The organism is Streptomyces sp. NPDC006365 (assembly GCF_042870755.1).
In the GTDB taxonomy this organism is placed as follows: Bacteria; Actinomycetota; Actinomycetes; order Streptomycetales; family Streptomycetaceae; genus Streptomyces; species Streptomyces xiangluensis.
In genome coordinates this window covers 78,556-103,190 of the sequence record NZ_JBIAHS010000011.1, presented here as the reverse complement: position 1 = coordinate 103,190, position 24,635 = coordinate 78,556, and the positions used below count along the sequence as shown (strand labels likewise).

The 24,635-nt window shown below is 69.0% G+C and carries 29 protein-coding genes; 17 read left to right on the top strand and 12 right to left on the bottom strand.

The window, feature by feature from the left end:
• Positions 1 to 120: 120 nt before the first annotated feature.
• Positions 121 to 885, bottom strand: a complete 765-nt coding sequence (locus ACFYO0_RS27740; protein WP_388681261.1) for a GntR family transcriptional regulator — start codon at positions 883 to 885, stop codon at positions 121 to 123.
• A gap of 342 nt (positions 886 to 1,227) precedes the next feature.
• Between ACFYO0_RS27740 and ACFYO0_RS27735 the strand changes: the two genes are divergently transcribed.
• From ACFYO0_RS27735 to ACFYO0_RS27720, 4 genes are all read left to right on the top strand, one after another.
• The gene (locus ACFYO0_RS27735; RefSeq protein WP_388681259.1) at positions 1,228 to 2,529 is read left to right on the top strand and encodes a sugar ABC transporter substrate-binding protein; all 1,302 of its coding nucleotides are present in this window, start codon (positions 1,228 to 1,230) and stop codon (positions 2,527 to 2,529) included.
• An 87-nt stretch (positions 2,530 to 2,616) separates the two neighbouring features.
• Positions 2,617 to 3,612, top strand: coding sequence for a carbohydrate ABC transporter permease (locus tag ACFYO0_RS27730; protein ID WP_388681257.1), 996 nt, complete (start codon positions 2,617 to 2,619; stop codon positions 3,610 to 3,612).
• Complete coding sequence (locus ACFYO0_RS27725) at positions 3,609 to 4,493, top strand: carbohydrate ABC transporter permease (protein WP_388681254.1); 885 nt, start codon at positions 3,609 to 3,611, stop codon at positions 4,491 to 4,493. The genes ACFYO0_RS27730 and ACFYO0_RS27725 overlap by 4 nt, the downstream gene beginning before the upstream one ends.
• An 8-nt stretch (positions 4,494 to 4,501) precedes the next feature.
• Positions 4,502 to 6,043 carry a glycoside hydrolase family 3 protein gene (locus tag ACFYO0_RS27720; RefSeq protein ID WP_388681251.1) on the top strand — a complete coding sequence of 514 codons (1,542 nt, stop codon included), beginning with the start codon at positions 4,502 to 4,504 and terminating at the stop codon, positions 6,041 to 6,043.
• Positions 6,044 to 6,179: 136 nt separating this feature from the next.
• Here ACFYO0_RS27720 and nagB read toward each other — a convergent pair whose 3' ends face one another.
• Positions 6,180 to 6,965 carry a glucosamine-6-phosphate deaminase gene (nagB, locus tag ACFYO0_RS27715; RefSeq protein WP_388681249.1) on the bottom strand — a complete coding sequence of 262 codons (786 nt, stop codon included), beginning with the start codon at positions 6,963 to 6,965 and terminating at the stop codon, positions 6,180 to 6,182.
• 556 nt (positions 6,966 to 7,521) lie between these two features.
• Between nagB and ACFYO0_RS27710 the strand changes: the two genes are divergently transcribed.
• Positions 7,522 to 8,985 carry a sensor histidine kinase gene (locus tag ACFYO0_RS27710; protein WP_388681615.1) on the top strand — a complete coding sequence of 488 codons (1,464 nt, stop codon included), beginning with the start codon at positions 7,522 to 7,524 and terminating at the stop codon, positions 8,983 to 8,985.
• 258 nt (positions 8,986 to 9,243) lie between these two features.
• On the opposite strand, the gene ACFYO0_RS27705 is transcribed toward ACFYO0_RS27710, so the two are convergent.
• Both ACFYO0_RS27705 and ACFYO0_RS27700 read right to left on the bottom strand, forming a co-directional pair.
• A complete protein-coding gene (locus tag ACFYO0_RS27705) occupies positions 9,244 to 9,501 on the bottom strand; it encodes a WhiB family transcriptional regulator (protein WP_016639615.1) in 258 nt (85 codons plus the stop codon).
• 317 nt (positions 9,502 to 9,818) lie between these two features.
• A complete protein-coding gene (locus ACFYO0_RS27700) occupies positions 9,819 to 10,787 on the bottom strand; it encodes a diacylglycerol/lipid kinase family protein (protein WP_386339135.1) in 969 nt (322 codons plus the stop codon).
• A gap of 91 nt (positions 10,788 to 10,878) precedes the next feature.
• Here ACFYO0_RS27700 and ACFYO0_RS27695 point away from each other — a divergent pair, with 91 nt between their 5' ends.
• Positions 10,879 to 11,328 carry a hypothetical protein gene (locus tag ACFYO0_RS27695; RefSeq protein ID WP_388681246.1) on the top strand — a complete coding sequence of 150 codons (450 nt, stop codon included), beginning with the start codon at positions 10,879 to 10,881 and terminating at the stop codon, positions 11,326 to 11,328.
• A 92-nt stretch (positions 11,329 to 11,420) separates the two neighbouring features.
• On the opposite strand, the gene ACFYO0_RS27690 is transcribed toward ACFYO0_RS27695, so the two are convergent.
• The 3 genes from ACFYO0_RS27690 to ACFYO0_RS27680 form a co-directional block, all read right to left on the bottom strand.
• Complete coding sequence (locus ACFYO0_RS27690) at positions 11,421 to 12,500, bottom strand: RNA polymerase sigma factor SigF (RefSeq protein ID WP_388681243.1); 1,080 nt, start codon at positions 12,498 to 12,500, stop codon at positions 11,421 to 11,423.
• A gap of 17 nt (positions 12,501 to 12,517) precedes the next feature.
• On the bottom strand, positions 12,518 to 12,931 hold the full coding sequence (locus ACFYO0_RS27685; RefSeq protein ID WP_033320057.1) for an anti-sigma regulatory factor: 414 nt from the start codon (positions 12,929 to 12,931) through the stop codon (positions 12,518 to 12,520).
• Positions 12,932 to 13,182: 251 nt separating this feature from the next.
• Positions 13,183 to 13,443 (bottom strand): UBP-type zinc finger domain-containing protein, encoded by a 261-nt coding sequence (locus tag ACFYO0_RS27680; protein ID WP_328768732.1) that lies wholly within the window; start codon positions 13,441 to 13,443, stop codon positions 13,183 to 13,185.
• A gap of 61 nt (positions 13,444 to 13,504) precedes the next feature.
• Here ACFYO0_RS27680 and ACFYO0_RS27675 point away from each other — a divergent pair, with 61 nt between their 5' ends.
• Positions 13,505 to 15,103, top strand: coding sequence for a Na+/H+ antiporter (locus ACFYO0_RS27675; protein ID WP_388681239.1), 1,599 nt, complete (start codon positions 13,505 to 13,507; stop codon positions 15,101 to 15,103).
• A gap of 13 nt (positions 15,104 to 15,116) precedes the next feature.
• On the opposite strand, the gene ACFYO0_RS27670 is transcribed toward ACFYO0_RS27675, so the two are convergent.
• The 3 genes from ACFYO0_RS27670 to ACFYO0_RS27660 all read right to left on the bottom strand — a co-directional run bounded on the left by ACFYO0_RS27670 (position 15,117) and on the right by ACFYO0_RS27660 (position 17,031).
• Positions 15,117 to 16,025 carry a 1-aminocyclopropane-1-carboxylate deaminase/D-cysteine desulfhydrase gene (locus tag ACFYO0_RS27670; RefSeq protein ID WP_388681236.1) on the bottom strand — a complete coding sequence of 303 codons (909 nt, stop codon included), beginning with the start codon at positions 16,023 to 16,025 and terminating at the stop codon, positions 15,117 to 15,119.
• A 10-nt stretch (positions 16,026 to 16,035) separates the two neighbouring features.
• Positions 16,036 to 16,626, bottom strand: a complete 591-nt coding sequence (locus ACFYO0_RS27665) for an N-acetylmuramoyl-L-alanine amidase (protein ID WP_388681233.1) — start codon at positions 16,624 to 16,626, stop codon at positions 16,036 to 16,038.
• A gap of 171 nt (positions 16,627 to 16,797) precedes the next feature.
• Positions 16,798 to 17,031, bottom strand: coding sequence for a hypothetical protein (locus tag ACFYO0_RS27660; protein ID WP_344389650.1), 234 nt, complete (start codon positions 17,029 to 17,031; stop codon positions 16,798 to 16,800).
• Positions 17,032 to 17,261: 230 nt separating this feature from the next.
• On the opposite strand from ACFYO0_RS27660, the gene ACFYO0_RS27655 reads away from it, so the two are divergent.
• On the top strand, positions 17,262 to 17,873 hold the full coding sequence (locus ACFYO0_RS27655; protein ID WP_388681230.1) for a GNAT family N-acetyltransferase: 612 nt from the start codon (positions 17,262 to 17,264) through the stop codon (positions 17,871 to 17,873).
• Positions 17,874 to 17,898: 25 nt separating this feature from the next.
• Here ACFYO0_RS27655 and ACFYO0_RS27650 read toward each other — a convergent pair whose 3' ends face one another.
• Complete coding sequence (locus ACFYO0_RS27650) at positions 17,899 to 18,510, bottom strand: TetR/AcrR family transcriptional regulator (protein ID WP_388681228.1); 612 nt, start codon at positions 18,508 to 18,510, stop codon at positions 17,899 to 17,901.
• Positions 18,511 to 18,619: 109 nt separating this feature from the next.
• Between ACFYO0_RS27650 and ACFYO0_RS27645 the strand changes: the two genes are divergently transcribed.
• The 5 genes from ACFYO0_RS27645 to ACFYO0_RS27625 all read left to right on the top strand — a co-directional run bounded on the left by ACFYO0_RS27645 (position 18,620) and on the right by ACFYO0_RS27625 (position 21,603).
• Positions 18,620 to 19,207, top strand: coding sequence for a dihydrofolate reductase family protein (locus ACFYO0_RS27645; protein ID WP_388681225.1), 588 nt, complete (start codon positions 18,620 to 18,622; stop codon positions 19,205 to 19,207).
• A 54-nt stretch (positions 19,208 to 19,261) separates the two neighbouring features.
• The gene (locus ACFYO0_RS27640) at positions 19,262 to 19,480 is read left to right on the top strand and encodes a hypothetical protein (RefSeq protein ID WP_388681223.1); all 219 of its coding nucleotides are present in this window, start codon (positions 19,262 to 19,264) and stop codon (positions 19,478 to 19,480) included.
• A 117-nt stretch (positions 19,481 to 19,597) separates the two neighbouring features.
• Entirely contained in the window at positions 19,598 to 20,011 is a 414-nt protein-coding gene (locus ACFYO0_RS27635) for a YciI family protein (protein WP_388681220.1), read from the top strand.
• A 13-nt stretch (positions 20,012 to 20,024) separates the two neighbouring features.
• Positions 20,025 to 21,257: an RNA polymerase sigma factor gene (locus tag ACFYO0_RS27630; protein WP_388681217.1), complete on the top strand. Its 1,233-nt coding sequence runs from the start codon at positions 20,025 to 20,027 to the stop codon at positions 21,255 to 21,257.
• Between the two features lie 10 nt (positions 21,258 to 21,267).
• Positions 21,268 to 21,603, top strand: a complete 336-nt coding sequence (locus ACFYO0_RS27625; RefSeq protein WP_388681213.1) for a DUF952 domain-containing protein — start codon at positions 21,268 to 21,270, stop codon at positions 21,601 to 21,603.
• A gap of 6 nt (positions 21,604 to 21,609) precedes the next feature.
• Here ACFYO0_RS27625 and ACFYO0_RS27620 read toward each other — a convergent pair whose 3' ends face one another.
• Positions 21,610 to 22,353 carry a VOC family protein gene (locus ACFYO0_RS27620; protein WP_388681210.1) on the bottom strand — a complete coding sequence of 248 codons (744 nt, stop codon included), beginning with the start codon at positions 22,351 to 22,353 and terminating at the stop codon, positions 21,610 to 21,612.
• A 301-nt stretch (positions 22,354 to 22,654) separates the two neighbouring features.
• Here ACFYO0_RS27620 and ACFYO0_RS27615 point away from each other — a divergent pair, with 301 nt between their 5' ends.
• The 4 genes from ACFYO0_RS27615 to ACFYO0_RS27600 all read left to right on the top strand — a co-directional run bounded on the left by ACFYO0_RS27615 (position 22,655) and on the right by ACFYO0_RS27600 (position 24,631).
• Complete coding sequence (locus tag ACFYO0_RS27615; RefSeq protein WP_388681207.1) at positions 22,655 to 23,029, top strand: gas vesicle protein; 375 nt, start codon at positions 22,655 to 22,657, stop codon at positions 23,027 to 23,029.
• 146 nt (positions 23,030 to 23,175) lie between these two features.
• Positions 23,176 to 23,574 (top strand): gas vesicle protein GvpJ, encoded by a 399-nt coding sequence (gene gvpJ, locus ACFYO0_RS27610; protein ID WP_386339091.1) that lies wholly within the window; start codon positions 23,176 to 23,178, stop codon positions 23,572 to 23,574.
• Positions 23,575 to 23,599: 25 nt separating this feature from the next.
• A complete protein-coding gene (locus tag ACFYO0_RS27605; RefSeq protein ID WP_388681204.1) occupies positions 23,600 to 24,376 on the top strand; it encodes a GvpL/GvpF family gas vesicle protein in 777 nt (258 codons plus the stop codon).
• Between the two features lie 3 nt (positions 24,377 to 24,379).
• Positions 24,380 to 24,631 (top strand): gas vesicle protein GvpG, encoded by a 252-nt coding sequence (locus ACFYO0_RS27600; RefSeq protein ID WP_388681201.1) that lies wholly within the window; start codon positions 24,380 to 24,382, stop codon positions 24,629 to 24,631.
• Positions 24,632 to 24,635: the final 4 nt, after the last annotated feature.

The following is a 24,635-nucleotide window of genomic DNA, read 5'->3' as shown; positions in this document are numbered from 1 at the left end:
GGCGATCTACTCCTGAGGCCGCTTCAGACTTCTACTCCGCGGGCCGCTTCAGCCGCGCCACGCTGCGTTGGCCCGGGGGTAACCCCCGGGCCCCCAGCCGACACCGCGTTACCCGGGCCTCTACTCCGCAGGCCGCTTCAGCCGCGCCACGAACTTGTACCGGTCCCCCCGGTACACCGACCGCACCCACTCCACCGGCTGGCCGTCCTTGTCCAGCGAGTGCCGCGACAGCATCAGCATGGGCAGGCCCACGTCCGTGCCGAGCAGGCCGGCCTCGCGCGGGGTGGCCAGGGAGGTCTCGATGGTCTCCTCGGCCTCGGCGAGACGGACGTCGTACACCTCGGCCAACGCCGTATACAGCGATGTGTACTTGACGAGTGACCTGCGCAGCGCCGGGAAGCGCTTCGCGGACAGATGCGTCGTCTCGATCGCCATCGGCTCGCCGTTGGCCATGCGCAGCCGCTCGATGCGCAGGACCCGGCCGCCCGCGGCGATGTCGAGCAGCTCGGCGAGGGTGTCGTCGGCGGTGACGTAGCCGATGTCCAGGAGCTGCGAGGTGGGTTCGAGCCCTTGGGCCCTCATGTCCTCGGTGTACGAGGTGAGTTGGAGCGCCTGGGAGACCTTCGGCTTGGCGACGAAGGTGCCCTTGCCCTGGATGCGTTCGAGCCGCCCCTCGACGACGAGTTCCTGGAGGGCCTGGCGGACGGTGGTGCGTGAGGTGTCGAACTCGGCGGCCAGAGTGCGCTCGGGGGGTACGGACGTTCCGGGCGGCAGCGTCTCCGTCATGTCGAGCAGGTGCTTCTTGAGGCGGTAGTACTTGGGCACACGCGCGGTACGGATGGGGGACCCACCCTCGTTCTCCGCACTGCTGACGTCGGTGCTCATCCTCTGCCTTCCCGGCTCCTGGTGCCGATGCGGCCGACGTACCCGTCGGCAAGGCTCACATCGTGGCACGGCCTGTCGTGCGAGTGTCCCTCGTACGCTCCGTGATCTCCCCTGTATATCTTTCGCTGTTCCCTCTGGTCTAGTCCACCACCTTGAAGTGGTCCACCCGGTTTCAGTGAACTCACCTGCTCTTTTTGCCACTTTCCTGCTTAAAGGTTCTTGAATATGTAGTTCTCGTAACGGACGTCCGGACGGGCCTGCTCTCCATTGACACCCCCCTAGGTCTAGGCCAATCTTCCGCTACTGGTCTACACCACTGGTGGCCAGGCGAGGAGGGGTGACATGAAGCGCAAGCTCATCGCGGCCGTCGGTGTCGCGGGAATGATGGTCTCCATCGCGGCGTGCGGAGGCGGCGGCAGCAAGGCGGCCGAGGATCCCAAGGACCGCAAGGGCGAGTTGACGGTCTGGCTGATGGTGGACGCCCAGACGAGCTGGCCGGAGCTGGTCAAGCAGGCCAACACCGAGTTCGGCGAGAAGTACCCGGGCGTCAAGGTCAACGTCCAGTACCAGCAGTGGGGCGACAAGACCAAGAAGCTCGACGCCGCCCTGTCCGGCGACAAGTTCCCCGATGTGGTCGAGCTCGGCAACACCGAGACCATGACGTACATCCTCAACGGGGCCCTCGGCGAGATCGACGAGAAGAAGTACGACAACTCCGACGCCTGGATCTCCGGCCTGAAGGACACCTGCTCCTACGAGGGCAAGATGTACTGCGTGCCCTACTACGCGGGTGCCCGCGTGGCCATCTACAACAAGGACATGTTCAAGGCCGCCACCGGCAAGGAGACGCTCCCCGAGACCGAGGCCGACCTGACCAAGGCGCTCGGCAAGATCGAGGACGAGTACGGCAAGAAGGACAAGGCGTTCTCGCCGCTCTACCTGCCGGGCCGCTACTGGTACGCCGCCATGTCGTACGTCGCCGCCTACGGCGGCAAGATCGCCGAGTACGACGAGGGCAGCAAGGAGTGGAAGGCCACGCTCTCCTCGCCCGAGGCGCAGCAGGGCATCCAGCACTACGTCGACCTGGTCAAGAAGTACAACAACGGCGACCAGACCAAGGCCGAGGAAGACCACGCCAACGTCATGGCCAACAAGAAGACGGCCCTGATCTACGGCAACGGCTGGGAGTCCGGCAGCGTCATCGACCCGGCGGCCAACGGCAACCCCAAGCTGAAGGACAAGATCCTCACCGCCGGCATGCCCGGACCGAACGGCAAGGCGCTGCCCTCCTTCATCGGCGGCTCCGACCTGGCCACGATCTCGAAGTCCAAGAACCAGGACCTCGCGCAGGAATGGATCGCGCTCTTCACCAGCGAGAAGTCCGAGGCCGCTCTGGCCGAGAAGAACATCCTGCCGAACAACACCAAGCAGCTGGAGCCGCTGAAGACCAAGCCGGAGACGGCCCCGATCGCCAACGCCGTGCCGGACGCGTGGTTCACGCCCATCGCGCCGGGCTGGGCCGCGGTCGAGAAGAAGGAAACGCTCGAGCTGATGCTGCTCGACATCCTCAAGGGCACGTCGGTCGAGGAGGCCACCAAGGCCGCCGACGCGGAGATCAACGAGCTGATCAACGAGGTCTCCTGACGCCTTGATCCGTCGGGGACGGCGGGCCAACCCCCGGGCCCGCTGTCCCCGCACCCCGGTTACCGGTTCGAACGGAAGGCCAGCACAGTGAGTGCCGCCGAAACGAAAGCACCCGCCCCTCCGGTGTCCGTCCCGCCGCCGCCCGCGCACCACGACACCCCGCGGGCGGCGGCCGGGGGAGCGCCGAGGAGGCGAGCGGGCGCCTATCTGCCGTACGCCCTGATAGCCCCGACCGCCGTGGCGATCGCCGCGGTGTTCCTCTGGCCGCTGGTCAAGACGGTGATCATGTCCTTCCAGGACGTGGGCCGCCGGGAGCTCTGGACGGGCCAGGCTGCCGAGTGGGTCGGCTTCGAGCAGTTCACCAACATCCTCGGCGACGGCGAGTTCTGGGACGTCGTATGGCGCACGGTGCTGTTCATGGTCGCCTGCGTCGTCGCCACCATGGGCGGGGGGCTTCTCCTCGCCCAGGCCATGCAGCGCATGAGCACATGGATCCGGCTCGCCCTGACCGCGGCACTGGTCGCCGCCTGGGCCATGCCGCTGCTCGTGGCGACCTCGATCTTCCGCTGGTTCGCCGACTCCGACTACGGCGTCGTCAATATGGTGCTGACGAAGTATCTGGGGCTCGACTTCCGCGGCCACAACTGGTGGCTCGACCCCAAGCAGGGCTTCCTGATCATCGCCGCCGTCGTCATCTGGGGCGCCATCCCGTTCGTCACCATCACCCTCTACGCCGCCCTCACCCAGGTACCCAGGGAACTCGAGGAAGCGGCGGCGCTCGACGGCGCGGGCGCGTTCGGTGTGTTCCGCTACGTCACCTGGCCCGTCATCAAGCCGGTCTTCCAGATGGTCGCCACGCTCTCGGTGATCTGGGACTTCAACGTCTTCGGCCAGGTCTTCCTGATGCGCGGCAACAAGCCGGAGCCCGAGTACAGCCTCCTGGGCATCTACTCGTTCGAGAAGGCCTTCGAGTCCAACTCCTTCAGCCAGGGCGCGGCCATCTCCCTGATCACGGTGCTTCTGCTCTCCGGCGTGGCCGTGTACTACCTGCGCCAACTGCTCAAGATCGGAGAGGTCGAGTGAGCGCCACGACGTCCACGCGCCCCGCACCCCCCGCCCGCCTGGGCCCCCGCCCGGATCGCAAGAAGAAGAGCCGGCACGTCTACAACCTCGTCGGCGTCGTCGCCCTGGTCGCGATGGCCTTCCCGGTCTACTGGCTGGTGATCAGCGCACTGCGGCCCAACCACGAGATCCGCAGCTACGACCAGACCCTGTGGCCGTCCTCGATCACCTTCGACAACTTCAAGCGGGCGATCGACGCTCCCCACTTCGGCTCCGCGATCCAGTCCAGCCTGATCATCTGTGTCACCGCCGTGGTCGGGGCGATGCTGCTGTCGACGATCGCCGCGTTCGCGATCGGACGGTTCCACTTCACCGGCCGCAAGGCGTTCATGATCACGCTTCTGGTGATCCAGCTGCTGCCGCCGACCGCGATGCTCATCCCCATCTACATCCAGCTCAACGGCCTGGGCGCGCTCAACGAGTACTGGGGCGTCATCGTCATCTACCTGGTCTCCGCGCTGCCCTTCGCCACCTGGATGATCCGCGGCTTCGTCATCAACATCCCCAAGGAGCTGGAGGAGTCGGCGATGGTCGACGGCTGCAGCCGTATGGGCGCCTTCTGGCGCGTCATCTTCCCCCTGCTGGCTCCGGGTCTCGCCGCGGCGTCGATCTTCTCGCTCATCAACGCGTGGAACGAGTACCTGCTCGCCTACGTGGTGCTTCAGGACAACGACAAGTACACCCTGAACGTGTGGCTGATGAACTTCACCACGTCCTTCGGCGTCGACTACGGCGCGCTGATGGCCGCCTCGACACTCATCGCCCTCCCGGTTGTCGTCTTCTTCATGTTCGTGCAGAAGAAGATGGCCTCCGGCCTCACCTCCGGCGCCGTGAAGGGATAACGCCACCGATGACGACACTCACCGATGGAACCTCCACCCTGACCCGCGATGCCCTCGCCGTCCTGCAGCCCGGCTTCACCGGAACCTCGGCTCCCCCCTGGCTGCTGCGGCGGCTGGGGGAGGGGCTGGCATCCGTCGGCCTCTTCGGCCGGAACATCGCCTCGCCCGACCAACTCGCCTCGCTGACCGCCCAGTTGCGCGCCGAGCGCGACGATGTCCTGGTCGCCATCGACGAGGAGGGCGGTGACGTCACGCGCCTGGAGGTGCGTACGGGATCGTCGTTCCCGGGCAACCACGCGCTGGGCGCGGTGGACGACGTCGCGCTGACCCGGGAGGTCGCCGCCGAACTGGGCCGCCGCCTGGCCGCCTGCGGCGTCAACCTCAACTGGGCCCCGTCCGCCGACATCAACTCCGACCCCGGCAACCCGGTCATCGGCGTACGCTCCTTCGGCGCCGACGCGTCCCTGGTCGCCCGGCACACGGCCGCGTACGTCGGTGGCCTCCAGTCCGCCGGAGTCGCCGCCTGCGCCAAGCACTTCCCGGGCCACGGCGACACGGCGGTCGACTCGCACCACGCGCTGCCGCGCATCGACGCGGAGTTGTCGGTTCTGCAGGCCCGGGAGCTGGCCCCGTTCCGCGCGGCCATCGAGGCGGGCACACGCGCGGTGATGACCGCGCACATCCTGGTCCCGGCGCTGGACCCGGAACGCCCCGCGACCCTCTCGCCCCGCATCCTGACCGGGCTGCTGCGCGAGGAAATGGGCTACGACGGTCTGATCGTCACCGACGGCATGGAAATGCAGGCCGTCGCCGGCACGTACGGCATCGAACGGGGCAGTGTCCTCGCGATCGCCGCGGGCGCCGACGCCATCTGTGTGGGCGGGGGGCTCGCGGACGACGAGACGGTGCTGCGGCTGCGGGACGCGCTGGTCGCGGCCGTGCGCTCGGGTGAGCTGGCCGAGGAACGGCTGGCGGACGCGGCGGCGCGCGTACGAGCGCTGGCGGCCTGGACGGCTTCGGCGGGGGAGCGGGGACCTGCACGTGGAGCGCCTACGGGGCAGGGGTCGCGGGTCGTTTCGGCCGGGCACTCCGGGAGCGCGCCCCGTGTCGACGTGGGCCTGGTCGCGGCGCGGCGTGCGCTGACAGCCACGCGTGCGGAGCACTGTGCGCCCCTCGCCGAGGCGCCGTACGTCGCCGCCTTCACCCCCGTCGCCAACTTCGCCGTCGGCGACCAGACCCCGTGGGGTGTCGCCGCCGAACTCCAGCGGATGCTGCCGGATACGGAGACGGGGAGTTTCGTGGGGGAGCGGGCCGGGAGCGAGGCGCTCGCGGCGGCGGGAGGCCGGCGGATCGTCGCCGTGGTCCGCGACGCCCACCGTCACGTCTGGATGGCCGACGCCCTGGACACCCTCCTCGCCGCCCGCCCCGACACGATCGTGGTCGAGATGGGCGTACCGCAGTCCCCACCCCGGGGCGCCCTGTACATCGCCACCCACGGCGCGGCCCGCGTCTGCGGTCTGGCGGCAGCGGAGGTCATCGCCGGGGCGTGAGCCGACGGCAACGCACAACCAAGCGCGGTCAGCTACACACACCGACACACACCGACACACACCGACACACACCGACAAACAAGGTGCCGGGTCCCAGAGGAGGGACCCGGCACTGTCGTACGCCCTGAAAAGAACCCTAAATACCCTGCCAGTCCGGCTTGTTGGCGTACGTGTGCCGGAAGTAGTCGGCGAGCTTCAGCTCGGATGCCGCCGCCTCGTCCACGACGACCGTGGCATGCGGATGCAATTGGAGCGCCGAGGCGGGACACACCGCGGACACGGGCCCCTCGACGGTCGCGGCGACGGCTTCCGCCTTGCCCTCGCCCGTGGCGAGCAGCACCAGATGCCGCGCCTGGAGAATCGTCCCGATCCCCTGCGTGATGACGTGATGCGGGACCTGCTCGATGTCACCATCGAAGAACCGCGCGTTGTCCACGCGGGTCTGCTCGGTCAGCGTCTTGATCCGTGTACGCGAGGCGAGCGACGAGCAGGGCTCGTTGAACCCGATGTGCCCGTCGGTCCCTATGCCGAGCAACTGGAGATCGACCCCGCCCGCCTCTTCGAGCGCCCGGTCGTACGCCTCGCACGCCGCCCGTACATCGGACGCCGTCCCGTCCGGCCCCATGAACGCCCCGGCCTTCAGACCCAGCGGCTCCAGCACCTGCCGCCGCAGTACGGAACGGTACGACTCCGGATGCTCGGCCGGCAGTCCTACGTACTCGTCGAGCTGCGCGATCCGAGCCCGGGAGACGTCCACGGCCCCGGCGCGCATCTTCGCCGCCAGCGCCTCGTAAATGGGCAACGGAGTCGACCCGGTGGCCACCCCGAGAAGGGCGTCGGGCTTGCGCCGGAGCAGGTCCGCCATGGCCTCGGCGATGAGCTCGCCACCCGCCGCGGCGTCCGGAACGATGACAACTTCCACGCTGGGCCTGCCGTTCTGAAGGATCTGAAGGAGATCTGAAAGAGGGGACTCAACGACATCTGTGGTTTAGACCAATCTAGCAGAACCGCAATCTGCCCCCACTCCCGAGCCCTCCGGGGTTAGGGTGCCTGGTGGATGCCGAGCGCGAGGTTGTTGGATAAAGAGACAACAACAAACATCCGTCAACGCGTAGACACGGCGGAGTGGTCTAGTCCACAATTGCATGGACAAAGCTTGAAAGCGCAATGGAACGATCAAGCAGTCTGACCGACCAAGCCTCCGTCTTCCCCGCACAGGAAGACGGACCGAGGAACCGGGGCTCTCTGCCCTGACTGCGCCGGCTCCTCATCCTTCGGCCGACCGGGACCGCACACCCCACGGCCGTTGCTGCTCCGGGCTGCGGTGCCGGGAGGGTTGAGGGTCCCTCTCAGGCGCCGCGGCCCGCGGGTGCTGCATCATTCCGGGGGGGCGACCCCCGGACCCCCAGCCGTCTGCTCGCCGAGCCATGTTTCGGGCCATGTCCGAGTGCCCAGGTACGCTCGCACTCGTGCCCTCCATGAACGACCTCGTCCGCCAGCACACCGCCCTCGGTGACTCCGATCTCGAGTGGCTCCACCTGCTGGTCTCGGAGTGGCAGCTTCTCTCCGATCTTTCCTTCGCCGACCTCGTCCTGTGGGTCCCCACGCGCGACGGCACCCGCTATGTCTCGGTCGCGCAGATGCGCCCCAACACCGGCCCCACCTCGTACCAGGACGACATGGTCGGCCACCTCGTCCCCCGCGGCCGCCGCCCCATGCTGGACGCCGCCCACGACGAGGGCCGGATCGTGCGCGAGGGCGACCCGGAGTGGCGCGAGGAGGTCCCCGTACGGGTCGAGTCCATCCCCGTACGCAGGGAGGGCCGCGTCCTGGGGGTCATCGCCCGCAACACCAACCTGCTCACCGTGCGTACCCCTTCACGGCTGGAACTCACCTATCTTCAGAGCGCGTCCGACCTCGCCCAGATGATCGCGGCGGGTTCCTTCCCGTTCCCGGACCAGCAGGTCGACATGGACGCCTCGCCCCGGGTGGGCGACGGCCTGATCCGGCTGGACGCCGACGGCCTCGTCCAGTACGCCTCGCCGAACGCGCTGTCCGCGTACCACCGCCTCGGCCTCGCCGCCGATCTCGTCGGCCACCACCTCGGCAAGACCACCGCCGAACTGGCCCCGTCCCGCGGCCCGGTGGACGAGGCGCTGGCCAAGGTCGCCAGTGGCTGGGCGCCCCGCGAGTTCGAGATCGAGAGCGACGACGGCGTGATCCAACTGCGCGCGATCCCTCTCAAACCCAAGGGCACACGGGTCGGTTCACTCGTACTCCTGCGGGATGTCACCGAACTCCGGCGCCGCGAGCGCGAGTTGATCACCAAGGACGCGACCATCCGGGAGATCCACCACCGGGTGAAGAACAACCTCCAGACGGTCGCGGCCCTGCTGCGGCTCCAGGCCCGCCGTATCGACTCCGACAAGGGCCGCGAAGCCCTCGAAGAGGCCGTACGCCGCGTCGGGTCGATCGCGATCGTGCACGAGACGCTCTCTCAGAACCTCGACGAGCGCGTGGAGTTCGACGAAATCGCCGACCGCGTCCTCGCCATGGTGGCCGAGATCTCCCCGGGCAAGGTCACGGGCCGGCGCACCGGCCGCTTCGGCATACTCGACGCCGAGGTCGCGACCCCCCTCTCCATGGTCCTCACGGAAGTGCTGCAGAACGCGCTCGAGCACGGCTTCCGCGAGGGCGACCGCGGCACCGTAGAGGTCTCGGCGGTCCGCGGCGGCACCATCAAGCAGACCCGCCTCCTGGTCACCGTCCAGGACGACGGCATCGGCCTCCCATCAGGCTTCGACCCCCAGCGCTCGGGCAACCTCGGCCTGCAGATCGTACGAACCCTGGTGGAGGGCGAGCTGGGCGGCACCTTCGACATGATCCCGGCCCCCGACCGCGGCACGCAGGTGATCCTGGACATCCCGATCCGGGCACACTGAGTGCCCCGTAAGGGGCCCGGGGCTGGGACATTCGCGGCTCCGCCGCGGGGCACGACCGGCTACAACGGACCCGCAGCTTCGAACCGGCCTTCCAGCGAAGCCCATACACAGCAATGAGCCTTGGATCACTTCATGATCCAAGGCTCATTGCTCATACGCTTGCGCTTCGGCGGTGGTACTGCGCGCTGCGGCTCGGGGGCGGGAGATGCGTACTCGCCGTACGCGCCGCCAAGCTCAGGCTGTTTGCGGGGCGGGTTGTCAGGCGGAGGCCTGACGGGCCCGGTTGCGGGCGGCGCGGCGCTTCATGGCGCGGCGCTCGTCCTCGCTGAGACCACCCCAGACGCCGGAGTCCTGGCCGGACTCGAGCGCCCACTGCAGGCACTGCTCCATGACGGGGCAGCGGCGGCAGACGGCCTTGGCTTCCTCGATCTGCAGCAGCGCAGGACCGGTGTTGCCGATGGGGAAGAAGAGCTCGGGGTCTTCCTCGCGGCAAACGGCGTTGTGACGCCAGTCCATGGCTGCTACCTCTCCTTGGTATTACATGCAGGTTGCTTGTGAATGTGAACGCTTTCACGAATCCCTCAACAAGTGAAGGGCCGACCGCCAGGCGGACTGGCGTGGTCCTTGATGTGAGGAGGGGTTCTGGCTCTCTGTGGGGCCGATTTTGCGGGCCGTCCCGAGCGCCACGTAGAGACTCGCAAACCTCAGCGGCGGATACAACCCCTTCTGGAAAGTTTTTTTTGATTCCTCGGTGTCGACTAGGTCACAGCCGTACTTCCATGGGGTGGATCCTGGCCTAAACGTTCGAGTGAAAGGACTTTAGCCTCTTCTGCTCACACAATCACACGCAGTGCACGGCGAACGCCTGTGAACGTCACGCTCGTACGCAGTCCCAGATGGTCGCCGTCCATCTGAAGGGGGAGTGGCACCTTCGAATGCAAGGTGAAGTCCGTCAGATCGTGCAGGGACAAGGCGTGCTTGCCATGGGGGCCCTGCTCGGGGGACGAAGTGAGCAACTGCGTGGCATATCGGGCGACCGCTGCCGTGGACATCCGGCTGAGACCCAATACGTCCAGGCCGGTTTCGAACGAGGCCTTAGGCGATGCATACACCGGGCGATTACCGAGATACGTCCAAGGCGAGGTGTTGCAGACAATGGACATCACCAGATCGGACACCGGATCCTCACCGGCTCTCTCCATGGTGATCATGCCGTGCCGGCGATGGGGCTCGTCCAGGAACTGGCGTACCGCCTGGCGCAGATAAAGGGCGTGCGTGGAGCGCTTGCCCCGCTCTCGCTGCTGCTCGACCCGGCCTATCACGCCCGCGTCGAAGCCGAAGCCCGCGCAGAACGTGAACCATCGGGAGGGGACCGCCTCGTCCTCGGTGCCCGGAGTGCCGGCCGCGATACCGAGGCCGACCGTGCGTTCCCGGCCCTCGCGCAGCGCGTCGAGCAGGGCGCCGGTGGCCTCGACGGGCTCGTTGGGCAGGCCCAGGGCGCGGGCGAAGACGTTGGTGGAGCCGCCGGGGACCACGGCGAGGCGGGGCAGACGGTCGGGGTCGGGGCCCTGGTGCAGCAGGCCGTTCACGACCTCGTTGACCGTGCCGTCGCCGCCGAGGGCCACGATCAGTTCGATGTCCTTGCTCTCCGCCGCCTGCCGGCCGAGGTCCTTGGCGTGTCCGCGGTACTCGGTGGTGACCGCCTCGAGCTTCATCTCGCTCGCCAGGGCGTGGATCAAGACGTCACGCGTGCGTGCGCTGGTGGTGGTAGCTGCCGGATTGACCACGAGAAGTGCACGCATGCGATGCAGCGTACCTACCTGGGTGTACTCGGCCCATACCGAGGGGGGATCAGGCCACTGGGGGCGGGGAGCCGAGGGCTACCCTTCAGAGGTGAGCTCTGCGAAGACCCCCACCCCGGACGCACCCGAGACGGGCCCCCGCCCCGGACGGCTGACCGCCGCGGCGGCGCTGGCCGCCCTTGAGGGCCTCGCCCTGGTCGCGGCCGGCGTCTACATCCTGGTGATGGGGCTGGCCGGTGATCCGGACGACCGGCAGCAGGCCGTCACGGGCGGGGTCACGCTGGTCGTGCTCGCGCTGCTGCCACTGGTGGCGGCGCGGGGGCTGCTCAGGCAGCGCAGTTGGAGCCGGGGGCCCGCGATCATCACGCAGATCATGGCGCTGCCGGTGGCCTGGACTCTTCTCCAGGCCGACAGCCTGGCCATCCCGGGCGGTATCGCCCTGGCCGTCGTCGCGGTCGCGGCGCTGGTGCTCCTGCTGAACCCGGAGACGACCCGGGCCCTCGGGATCCGCGGACCCGGGAGCGCGCAGGACCAGAAGTAACCGGCGCATTCCGGCTCGTACAAGGCCCGCCAAAGGCTTGTACAAGGGGCTCGTACAAGAACGGCCTCGTAGATCAGACCCGTACCAACGCCCTACTCCTCGACGAGCAGCTTCTCCCGCAGCTGGGCCAGTGTCCTGGCCAGGAGGCGGGAGACGTGCATCTGGGAGATGCCGACCTCCTGGGCGATCTGCGACTGGGTCATGTTGGCGAAGAAGCGCAGCAGCAGGATCCGCTTCTCGCGCGGAGGCAGATCCTCCAGGAGCGGCTTCAGGGACTCGCGGTACTCGACGCCTTCCAGGGCCTCGTCCTCGGCGCCCAGTGTGTCCGCGACCGCCGGCGACTCGTCGTCCGTGTCGGGGACGTCCAGGGAGAGCGTGGAGTACGCGTTGGCCGACTCCAGGCCCTCCAGGACCTCCTCCTCCGAGATGGCCAGCTTCTCGGCCAGCTCGTGCACGGTGGGGGAGCGGCCGTGCTGCTGCGAGAGCTCCGCGGTGGCCGTGGTGAGCGCCAGCCGCAGCTCCTGGAGCCGACGCGGGACGCGCACCGCCCAGCCCTTGTCGCGGAAGTGCCGCTTGATCTCGCCGACCACCGTCGGCGTCGCGTAGGTGGAGAACTCGACGCCGCGCTCCGGGTCGAAGCGGTCGACCGACTTGATCAGGCCGATGGTGGCGACCTGCGTGAGGTCGTCCAGCGGCTCGCCGCGGTTGCGGAAGCGGCGCGCGAGATGCTCGACGAGCGGGAGATGCATCCGGACCAGTTGGTTGCGCAGCTCCGCGTACTCCGGGCTGCCGTCCGGCAGCTTGCGCAGCTCGATGAACTTGGCCCGCGCCCCGCTGCGGTCCTGGGGATCGTGCCGTACGTGCTGTACGCCCGAGGCGCCCTCGGTGCCGTTGCCCGGGTGTCGCTCGTGCTGCTCGTGCTGCTCGCTCATAGTCCCGCCCGTCACCCGCAGCCGCCCTTCCGGGGGCGCTCCCCCAGACTCCGTCCCGGGAGATCCCCCTGGAACCCCGATCAGAGGCGCCCCGGCCGCCGAGGAGTCGTCCTCCGGGTGCGACCGGGCCTGCTGCTCGGGGATGCCGTCGACACCCTCCGCCGCCATGCGTCGGGGCCCGCTCGGGCCGCCGACGCCCTCAGCGGGAAGTTCTCGTGTGCCGCGCTCTTCGTCCCGCACCGGCCCGTCCCCGTTCCTCACGCCGGCCCGGGTCCCGCGCCGCGCTGTTTGTAGAGGCTGATCGAAACGGTCTTGTCGTCGGCGACCGAGGAGGACACCTTGCCCGCGAGGGCCGACAGCACGGTCCAGGCGAACGTGTCCCGCGAAGGGGCGTGGCCGTCGGTGGTCGGGGCCGAGACCGTCACCTCCAGCGAGTCGTCGATCAGGCGGAAGACACAGCTGAGCACCGAGCCGGGCACGGCCTGCTGCAGCAGGATCGCGCAGGCCTCGTCGACCGCGATGCGCAGGTCCTCGATCTCGTCGAGGGTGAAGTCCAAGCGCGCCGCGAGGCCGGCCGTGGCCGTACGCAGCACCGACAGGTAGGCACCCGCAGCCGGCAGCCGGACTTCCACGAAGTCCTGGGTCGCGGGCTCGCCTGCGATCTGGGACACCCTCACCTCCAAGGTGGTACAAGCTATTTCGGGGGCCGAGGGTCGCCCCTCGGGGTAACGCGCTACGTGGTTCAGCGGTGACGCTACCGCGCTCTCAGGTTTTCTGTCCCCGGGACCCCAACCCCGTTGTTGTCACTCATAGTAAACATAGTTATACGCACAGTGGCTAGGGGTCTGCGGGCCCAATTGGGAAGAGCGTGCGCCGGGTTGACGTACCCAGGCGTCAGACCGTCGAATCTTACGGATCCGGGTCACACGATGACGTGGTCGACGAAGCACCATCGCCAGCTCTCACCGGGCTCGAGTGAGCGCATCATCGGGTGTCCTGTCTCCTTGTGGTGCTCTGTCGCGTGCCGCATCGGCGACGTGTCGCAGCAGCCTACGTGACCGCAGTCCAGGCACAGCCGGAGCTGCACCGGGTGCGTGCCCGCGGCACGGCACTCGACGCAGGTCTCGCTGAGCGGTCCGGGTTCCGGACGCGGCAGCGACGCGGTGTGCGTGCACTGTTTCATGATTGCCAGGTTACGACGCGCGTGGCGAAAACAGCTCAAGAACGAAGGCGGACCGAAACCGATGCATGTGATGCCCCTGCTCCTGCTGATCGCGGGCAGCGCCGCGGTCGCCGGTGCGGCCCGCCGCACCCCGGTCCCCCCGCCCCTGCTGCTCGTCACGGTGGGCCTGGCCGTCTCGTACGTCCCCGGGGTGCCCGAGTACGCTCTCGACCCCGACGTGGTGCTGCCGCTGCTGCTGCCCCCGCTGCTGTACACGGCGGCCACGGACAGCTCGTATCTCGATCTTCGGGCGTCCATACGGCCCGTGGCGCTGCTGTCGGTGGGGTACGTGCTGTTCGCGACGCTCGTCGTCGGCTGGGCCGCGTATCTGATCGTGCCGGACCTGCCGCTCACCGCCGCCCTGGTCCTCGGCGCGGTGGTGGCGCCGCCGGACGCGGTGGCGGCGACGGCGGTCGCCCGCCGGGTCGGGCTGCCCTCGCGGCTCACCACGATCCTGCAGGGCGAGTCCCTGGTGAACGACGCGACCGCGATCACCGCTTTCAAGGTGGCGCTCGCCGCCGCCGTCGGGGAGGGTGCGACCTGGGCGGGCGGCATCAGAGAGTTCCTGGTCGCGGCGCTCGGCGGCATCGGGATCGGGCTCCTCCTGATGGTGCCGATCCACTGGCTGCGTACCCACCTCAAGGAGGCGCTGCTGCAGAACTCCCTCTCCTTGCTGATCCCCTTCTTCGCGTACGCGGTCGCCGAGCAGGTGCACGCTTCCGGAGTGCTCGCCGTGGTCGTCGTCGCCCTCTATCTCGGGCACCGCTCCTGGCAGGTCGATTTCGCCACCCGGCTCCAGGAGGAGGCGGTGTGGAAGATGGTCGCGTTCATCCTGGAGTCGGCGGTCTTCGCGCTGATCGGTCTGCAACTGCCGATCGTTCTGAAGGGCCTCGGGGAGTACGAGGGCGTGCGTGCCGCCTGGTACGCGATGGCCCTCTTCCTGGTGGTCGTCCTGGCCCGCTTCGTGTGGGTGTATCCCGCGACGTTTCTGCCGCGCATGCTGTCCCGGCGGATCCGGGAGCGGGAGGAGGACCCCACCTGGAAGGGGCCGTTCATCGTCGGCTGGGCCGGGATGCGGGGTGTCGTCTCGCTCGCCATCGCGTTCTCGATCCCGCTGACGATGCACGGCGGCGAGGCGTTTCCCGGCCGAAATCTCATCCTCTTCCTGACCTTCACGACGGTCATCGGGACGCTGGTCGTGCAGGGGCTGTCGCTGCCCCCGCTGATCAGCATGCTGAAGCTGCCCGGGCGCGACGCACAGGCGGAGACGCTCGCGGAGGCGAACGCCCAGGCGCAGGCCTCCCGGGCCGCCGAGCGGCACCTGGACGAACTCCTCGAGGACGAGCGCAACGCCCTGCCACCCCCGCTCGCCGAGCGCCTCCGCTCGGTTCTGGAGCGGCGCCGCAACGCCGTGTGGGAGCGGCTCGGCTCGGTGAACCCGGTGACCGGGGAGACCGTGGACGACACGTATCGCCGCCTGTCGCGCGAGATGATCGGCGCCGAGCGGGAGGTGTTCGTGAAGCTGCGCGACGCTCGCTACATCGACGACGAGATGCTGCGGACGCTGCTGCGGCGGCTGGACCTGGAGGAGGCGGCTGCCTACCGGGAGTCGGCGACCTGAGGGCGGTGGCCGGTTACGGGGTGAAGGGCGCCCCCGTGATCACGGCCGCGAGGGTCGTTCCGCGCGGGAAGGCCTCTTCCTCCGTGAGCGTCAGAAGCCCGTACAGCATTTTCGCGACATAGATGCGCTCGACGGGCAGGCCGTGGCGCTGCTCGAAGTCGGCGGCGAAGGCGTCGAGTTCGGGGGTGGTGCGGGCGTAACCGCCGCAGTGGAAGCGGTCGTCGAGAGACCAGTCGCCGCGCGGCCCGCCGAAGGCCCGGTGCTGGAGGGTGCGTATCTCCGCGTCGAGGAAGCCGCCTCTGAGGACGGGGATGCCCAGGGCGCGCTGACCGGGGCCGAGTCCCGCGGCCAGGCCCGCGAGTGTGCCGCCGGTGCCGCAGGCGAGCGCGATGACGTCGGCGTGGCCGCGCAGCTCCTCGCCAAGGGCCTTACAGCCGCGTACAGCGAGGGAGTTGCTGCCGCCCTCGGGGACCACGTACGCGTCTTCGGCACCTGTCTCCCTGAGGATGGTGGCCAGAGTTTCCGGCTCGGTCTTGTGGCGGTAAGTCGATCTGTCGATGAAGTGCAGCCGCATGCCGTCGGCCGCGCACCGGGCGAGGGACGGGTTGAGGGGGCGTTCGGCCAGTTCCTGGCCGCGGATCACGCCGAGGGTGGGCAGGCCCAGGAGGCGGCCCGCGGCGGCGGTGGCGCGCAGGTGGTTCGAGTAGGCGCCGCCGAAGGTGAGGACCGTACGGCCCGCCGCGGCGCTCAGGTTCGGGGCCAGCTTGCGCCACTTGTTGCCCACCAAGTCCGGGTGGATCAGGTCGTCCCGCTTGAGCAGCAGCCGTACGCCGTGCCGCGCGAAGCGCTCGTCCACGACGTCCCGCAGCGGTGACGGCAGGCGCGGCCGCAGAATGGCGGGGTCGAGCGCTTCGGGGGTCATGGGTTGCTCGTCAGTTCAGACGGTCGCGGACGCGTGCGCGCATGGAGGCCATGGTGAAGCCGCGGGGGTCGACCTTGCCCGGCTGCCATTCGAGGTGGCCGATCACCGAGCGTTCATTCCAGCCATGGTGACGGCAGACCGCCGCCGCGGCCCGCTCGATCGCCTCCAGCTGGGCCGCGGGCCAGGGGTCCTCGCCGTCGCCGAGGTTCTCGCACTCGAAGCCGTAGAAATGGCGGTTGCCGTCGGTGTTCGCCTCGTTGTCCCGCGGGAGGCCCCTCTCGGCGATGACCGCGCGCAGTACGTCGTCGTCGCCGAGCCCGGCGTGGTTGGCGCGGCCGTAGCCGACGAGGTGGACTCGGCCGTCCTTGGTGATGACGCCGTGGCACAGCGGCCCGGGCAGGCTGCTGTAGCCGTCGCGGCAGATCTCGACCGTCCGCCTGCTGCCCCGGGTCACCGTGTGGTGGATCATCACGCCGTGGACCGGGCCCCAGGGGCCCTTGTGATTGCGGTTGTGATGTTCCCAGTCGCCTACTTCGACGACGGTGCAACCTTCGTTTCGCAGTCGCTCCAGGAATCTGCCCGCGGACATGGGTGAGGCCATGACCGCCTCCTTACATGGGGGGCGCGACGGCCACCCATCGCGACCGCCTCGTACCGCCGCTTTTACCCGGAACTCCACGTCGTGGACCACTTGTTCGCACGGCGTACGAGCCGATTCGGTCAGCTCGACCGCCGCTCGACGGTCCATGGCTGGCGGTACGGGCGGTTCGCGTCAGGAGCGCAGTACTCCGTCGCCGTGCGTCGCGATGTGGCTCTCCAGGGCCTGGAGGGCGCGCTGCGTCGCGTCGGGGGAGCCGGTGCCGTGCCGCTCGGCGTAGTAGGCCGCGCCGAGACTCTTGAGCAGATCGCCGCCCGCCCGCTGGGCCTGCACTTCGTCGATCTTCTGCTTGCCCTGTGTGAGGCCGCGCTGTGCTTGTTCCTTGGCGCGGTCCAGGAAGCCTGCCATTGCTGTCTCCTCGTGGTTCGTCCGTCGCTGGTCCAACGCCCGGCCCGATCTTGGTGTTCCCGGCCGAAATGTCCGTGCACCCGGTCGGCGGAGGCCTTTGGCCGGCAAGGCCTACGATGTGCCCCTTTGTCGAAGATCCAACCCTGCCCGTTCGAGTGATCGTGTCGATACGGGTCGCGTAGGCTGCAACGGCCGGGTGACAACGGGTAGTTGAGGCGGAGGTACAGGGCGTGGGCGTGGCGATTCGCAGAGCCGGGGAAGGCGATCGGGAGGCTGTGACGCGGCTCCTGGACGACGCTTTTCAGAACGACCCGGTGAGCATTTGGGTCTTCCCCGACGCGGAGGATCGCCGTCGTACGCATCCCCTGTTGATGGGAGCCTTCCTCGGCATCGTGCTGGAAGAGGGCTACGTGGATGTCACCGAGGACGGTTCGGCCTGTGCGCTGTGGCTGCCGGTGCCCGCGGAGGCTCACGAGGAGGGGGAGGACGAAGACGGGGACGGGGCCGCGAACGTGCGCGAGGCCGTCGATCCGGACAACGAACGGATCGAGCAGATCGGCCAGTTGACGGCCCAGGTGCACCCGGTGGGCACGGCCCACGAGTACCTGTGGATGATCGGCGTGGCTCCGGAGCGGCAGAACGAAGGTCTTGGTACGGCGCTCATCCAGCACGTACTCGACCGATGCGACCGCGAGCACCAGGGGGCGTACCTGGAGGCGAGCAACGCCCGCAGCCGCGCCCTGTACGAACGCCTCGGCTTCACCTTCATGGGCCGCACGGTCGAACTGCCCGACGGTCCGACCATGTGGCCGATGTGGCGCGATCCAGTCACGCGTACCTGACGGAACGCGCCCTGCGCGCCCGCCTTCAAGGCTGCCCGGACCCGGCGTCGGACTCCGGCACGATCGTCGCCACGATCCGTTCCACCAGGCCGTCCGGCACGCTCACTCCGGGGAGTACACCCTCCAGTACTCCCGGCAGTGTCAGGTGCTCCAGGATCAGGCCGAGCATGGCGAGATACAGCACCGTCACGGTCTCGTCGCCGCCGGGGAGCCCTGCCTCGCGGTGGAACTCCATGCCGTACTCGAGGTCGCCACGGATCGTCTTCGTGTATGAGGCCCGCAACTCCGGGCGCCGCGTGGCCTCGAGGCGCATCTCCAGGAGGGCCAGATAACCCGTACGGTCGCCCTGCGCCCGCGCCATGAGGTCGTGCATGAACGCCGTGACCAGCGAGCGGTCCTTCGGCGCTTTCATCAGCTCCGCCAGGACGTCCGGGTCCGGCGCGAGCCGCTCGTGCAGCCGTGCGTCGATCTGGCGCAGCAGGTCGTCGCGGCCGGTGAAGTAGTTCGAGGCGGTGCCCACCGGCACTTCGGCCTCGGCATCCACCGCGCGGAACGTCAGCCCGCGCGCCCCCTCGCGCGCCAGCACCTCCACACCGGCGTCCACCAGGGCGGCTCTGCGCTCCGGGTTCCTCACCATCCGGAAGCCCCTCTCCCACTTGATTCTCGTACCGGAAACACTGTTGCAACCACTACAAGTGAAGCACTATGAATGGAGTGGTCCACACAGCCTACGGAAAGAGGCCTGCATGCGAAAGCTCACCTACTTCATCGCCTGCTCGATCGACGGCTTCATCGGCGACCCGAGCGGCGACGCGCAGTTCTTCGTCCCCCTCGTCGACGAGGAGTTCTTCGAGGACTTCGTCAAGGCGGAATACCCGGAGACCGTGCCGACCCACGGCCGCCGGGCGACGGGCATCGACGACCTGGAGAACAAGAAGTTCGACACGATCATCCAGGGCCGCTCCAGCTACGACCTGGCCCTGGCGATCGATGTCACCAGCCCGTACGCCCACATGAGGCAGTACGTCGCCTCGCGCACCCTCGAGAAGTCGCCCGACCCGAACGTCGAGATCGTCTCGGACGACGTCGTCGGCAGGATCCGCGAACTAAAGCAGGAGGACAGTGAATTCGGGATCTACCTCTGCGGCGGCTCGCAGGTCGCGGGCGAGCTGATCGACGAGGTGGACGAACTCGTCATCAAGACGTATCCGCTGGTTCTCGGCTCCGGTATGCCGATGTTCGGCTCCGCCTTCGCGCTCACCGAGTTCACGCTCGACACCGTGCGCACCTTCAAGAACGGCGTCCTCGTGCGGACGTACCAGCGCAGGCGCTGACGCGGGCACGTCGCTCACCTGTCGGCCCGGGCCATACCGCAATACCCTGGGGACATGGCCAGTGATGAGTACGTCTGTCCCGTTTGCGGCCACCCCGTCGAACAGGTCGTGCGCCGGCACAAGACCCTGGGCGTGTTCGTGCCCCTGTGGCGTCCCGGCCCGTGCAAGAACCCCGAGTGCCAGGCGTACGAGGGGGGAGAGGCCGAGTCGGAGCCCGTCCTGACGACGGAGTCCGGACCTGCGGTGGACAGGGCCGAGGAACGGGACTCCTGACGCTCGTCCCGCGAGCCTGAAAAAACTTCCGCGAGCGTGTAGAGAAGCGCGGTCCGGCTCCGACGTCCCCTGTGAGAACCGCCCACCACGGGCGGCCCGAGCCGAAGGAGCGGACTCATGAAGTACCTGGTGATGGTGCAGGGCACGCAGGCGGACTACGAGGCTCAGGCGGGCAAGCCCGCCGCCGGTGTCCCGGGCTGGAGCAAGGAAGACGTGCAGGCCATGTACGCGCACATGGAGGCGCTCAACAACGACCTCGCCGAGACCGGCGAGATGATCGACGGCCAGGGGCTGGCCGAGCCGGCTCAGACGCGGCTGGTCGGCAAGGGCGCGGACGGCAAGCCCGTTATCACCGACGGGCCGTACGGCGAGACCAAGGAAGTGATCGCCGGTTACTGGCTCCTGGAGTGCGCGAGCCTGGAGCGGGTCACGGAGATCGCCGAGCGCGTCATCGCGTGCCCCGTCCCCGAGGGGGCGAACGAGTACCCCGTCGTCATCCGGCCGGTCTTCGACGGCGGAGGCGATTGTTGAGCAGGGGAGACGTTTGAGACGTACGAGCGAGGTCGAGGACCTGCTGCGCCTGCACGCGCCGCAGGTCCTCGGCGCGCTCGTACGCCGGTACGGGCACTTCGACGCCGCCGAGGACGCCGTACAGGAGGCACTGCTGGCCGCGGCCGGGCAGTGGCCCGAGTCGGGGGTGCCGGACAATCCGCGGGGCTGGTTGATCAAGGTCGCCTCGCGGCGGCTCACGGACGCGCTGCGCAGTGATCAGGCGCGGCGGCTGCGGGAGGAGAAGGCGGCGGTGCTCACCCCGCGCGATGCCTTCACCGCGCCGCCGCCCGGGCCCGAGCGCGCGCCCTCCGAGGACGACACGCTGACCCTGCTCTTCCTCTGCTGCCACCCGGATCTGCCCCCGCCCGCCCAGATCGCACTGACGCTGCGGGCCGTCGGCGGTCTGACGACGGCTGAGATCGCCCGCGCGCATCTGGTGCCGGAGGCGACGATGGCCCAGCGGATCAGCCGGGCCAAGCAGCGGGTGAAGGGCACGCGTTTCGGCCGTCCCGACCACTGGGAGAAGCGGTTGCCCGCCGTCCTCCACACGCTCTACCTGATCTTCAACGAGGGGTATACGGCCACCTCCGGAGCCTCCCTCCAGCGGGCCGAACTCGCGGGCGAGGCCATCCGGCTGGCCCGTACGGTGCACCGCCTGCTGCCCGGCGACTGCGAGGTCATGGGGCTGCTCGCCCTGATGCTCCTCACCGACGCCCGCCGCGCCGCGCGCACCGGGCCGGGCGGCGAACTGATTCCCCTCGACGAGCAGGACCGCGGGCTGTGGGACAAGGCGGCGATCGAGGAGGGCGTGGCCCTGGTGACCCGGGCGCTGTCCCAACGCCGCCCCGGCCCCTACCAGCTGAGGGCCGCGATCGCCGCCGTCCACGACGAGGCGGACTCGCCCGACAGCACCGACTGGCCCGAGATCCTCGGCCTCTACGACGTCCTCGTCCGCCTTGTCCCCAGCCCTGTCGAACGCCTCAACCGTGCCGTGGCCGTAGCCATGGTCCACGGACCGAAGGCTGGTCTGGCCGAACTGGGCGCGCTCGAACCGGAGTTGACCACAGGCCACCGCCTGGACTCGGTCCGTGCCCACCTCCTGGAACGCGCCGGCGACCCCGAGGCCGCCCGCGCCGCCTACGAGTCGGCCGCCGCCAAGACCCTGAGCCTCCCCGAACAGCGCTACCTCCGGGCTCGTGCGGCCCGCCTCGGGGGCATCACTTAGCGTGTCGCCCATGCCTGAGCTTCTGCACATCACCGAACGCTCCCTCTGGGACACGGCCCGCGAGACCGGCACGTACGAGATGTCGACGCGTGGCCGCACCCTCAAGGAAGAGGGCTTCATCCACTGCTCGACCCGCGGCCAACTCCCGCGCGTGGCGGCCTTCCTGTACGGCTCGTACGAGGGCCCGGACGACCTCGTCGTCCTGGTCATCGATCCGGAACGGCTCGGCGTGCCGGTGAGGTACGAGGCCCCGGAGCCGGGCGGCGAGGAGTTCCCGCACATCTACGGGCCGATACCGGCGGCCGCGGTGATCGCGGCGGAGCCCTGGGAGGCGGGCGTGAGCTAAGAGGGCCTACGCGAGCAGGCGTCCCGTCCCGGGGTCCCGTGCGGTCAAGCAGTACGTGCCGCCCGCCGGGTCGCGCATCACCAGCCACCGGGCCCCGCGGTCCACGAACGTGGCGCCCAACCGCTCGTGCCAGGTGCGGGTCGCCTCGGTGTCCGAGCAGGACAGGTCCAGGTGGGCGGAGGTGGGGCGATCATCGTCGAGACGCTGGAGGAGGATGCGCACGGGGAGGCCTGGCGACTCAACGATGTGGAACTCCGGGCGGGAGCCCGGGTGCGCGTCCCAGCCGGTGAGCGCGGGCCAGAAGACGATGTCACGGTCGTACGCCGACGGAGCCAGGTCGACGCACACCTGGTCGAGTCGGCTCGTCGAGCCGTCGGGGCCCTCGGCCGCCGCCGGCCGGGCCGACTCGCCGTGCCAGGGCACCACGCAGAACAACTGGCCGCCGGGGGAGCGGAGTACGGCCCAGTCCGGGTGGTCGGAGACCAACTGGGCCCCGAGCCGCAGCGCCGACTCCACCAGCGCGGGAACGTCTTCGGGACACAGGTCCAGATGTGCGCCTCCGCCGCCCGCGGCGACGCCTTGCGCTTTTACGCAGGCATCCTCATCGTCCGGAAGCAGGGTCACGAACTCGCCCTGCTCGCCCCTGGGCGGGGACAGGCGTGTCCTGGTGACCGCCGTCCAGAAGTCACAGGCCCGGCCGAAGGCCTCGGCGGGACGGTCGACGAAGGCATACGTCCATCGGATGGTCATCGGACGATCGTAGGTCAGGGCGCCCGCCGTCCCCATGAGCTGCCGTCCCCGTGACCTGCCGTCCCAGTGACCCGCCGTCGCCGTGAGTCAATGGCAAGGTTCCTGGCCGGACGGAGAGATGGAGCGAGAAGACGGTGCCGCGGGCGACCTCCAGGTCGATCCCGTCGAGGACCACATGCTCGCCGTATGCCTTGCGCAGTCCGCTCACCGCGATCGCGGAGGCCGGTGTGCCGTTCGACTCTCACAGGATCTTCGGCGGATTCTCCCCCCACATGGGCGGCGGAGTTGGCACGGTAGGGGCATGACAAGCACCGCATCGGACGACCCGGACGCACCGAAGACCCCCACGACGAAGCGCGCCACGAAAAGTGCCACGACAGGGGGTTCCGCAGACGACACAGCAGGGGGTTCCGGCCGTGTGACGGCCGCCCAGGCCATGCGCGGCGCGGCGGTTCAGCTCGCCGAGCTGCTCGGCAACAACCCGGATTCCGTCTCCGCCCTCCGGCCGACACAGGACGGCTGGACGGCCGACGTGGAGGTCGCGGAGCTGATACGGGTCCCCGACACCATGACCGTCATGGCCACTTACCGGGTCACGCTGGACGCGCGGGGCCAACTCCTCGGCTACGAACGGGTGCGCCGCTACGCCCGCGGCCAACTCGACCGGGAGCGTTGAGCCGAGGATCGGTCGCTGCTTCAGCTTCTGCTTCCGACGGCGGGTTTTCGGTCTCGCCCGTGAACACGGCCGCTGTGCCTCCCGTACGTACCAGTGGAACGGCCCCGTGCGGCGCACAGTGAAGGGAACCCGAACCCGTGACCGTCATGACCACAGCAAGCGGAACGCAACCCGTTGCCGCCTCCAGTTCCAGCGGTTCGGGGACCGCCGGGCTCTACGACATTCTCGAACTCATCCTGGACCGCGGGCTCGTCATCGACGTGTTCGTCCGTGTCTCGATCGTCGGCATCGAACTCATCAAGATCGACATACGCATCGTCATCGCCAGCGTCGACACGTATCTGCGCTTCGCCGAAGCCTGCAACCGGCTCGACCTGGAGGCGGGCCGCAAGGCGCCCGCCAGGCTCACCGACATCGTCGGCGACATGGTCGAGAGCGGAGCCAGGGGCACGACCGGCGGCGCGATCAGCGGAGCCGTCGACGGCGTCGTCGACGCGGTCGGCGACTTCTTCGGCGGCGACGACGAGGAGGAGAAGAAGCGGTGAGCAAGGAGGAGAAGGAGGGAGAGCGGTGAGCGACGTCCCTACGAACCCGCCGTCGTCGGCCGCAGCCTCGGAGCCGGCGCCGGACTCACCCCTGTACATCTACGCCATCACCGGCTCCGACCATCCCCTGCGGCTCGACGGCTTACGCACCGTCGGCGGCATCGGCGGCTCCCTGAGCGCGGTGGTCCGAGGCGGGCTCGCCGCCGTCGTCAGCCCCGCACCCCCCGAGCTGCGCCCCAAGCGCCGTGACCTCACCGCCCACCAGGAGCTGCAGGAGCGGCTGATGGCGGACGGGGCGGTCCTGCCCATGCGGTTCGGGATGGTCGCCCCCGACAGTGCGACCGTCGGAAGGGCCCTGGAGGAGAAGAGCGAGGAGTACGAGCGCAGACTCGCCGAACTGCACGGCACCACCGAGTTCAACCTCAAGGCCGCACGCGCCCAGGACGACCTGCTGCGCGAAGTGCTGAGCGAATCCGAAGAGGCCCGCCGTCTCAACGAGCTCACCCGGGACGGCAACGGCACCCACGAGGATCGCGTAGCCCTCGGCGAGCTGCTGGCCAGGCAGGTGGACGCCCGGCAGCGGCTGCTGGCCGAACAGGTCGTGCAGCAGCTGTCCTCGCTGGCCCGCGCCAGGGTCGAGGGCGCCCCGGCGAAGGACGACTTCCTCAACGTCTCGTTCCTCGTCGCCCGCGCCCAGGCCCACGAGTTCACCGAAGCGGGACAGCGGCTGGCGCGCGACTTCGGCGAGGGGTACGACTTCCGGCTGCGCGGCCCCTTGCCCCCCTACAGTTTCGCGGCCTGACTGATGGGCCTGCTGACCGGCATCCTCACTCTCCCGCTCGCGCCCCTGCGCACCACGATCTGGGTCGCCGAGCAGATACGGGACGTCGCCGAAGCGGAGTACTACGACCCGGCCCCCGTCCAGCAGGCCCTCACCGAACTGGAACGGGCCCTGCTGGACGGACGGATCGACGAGGACGAGTACGACCGCCGCGAGGACGAACTGCTGGACCGACTCGACGAGATCACCGCTTGGAGACGAGCCTCCCGACCATGACGCA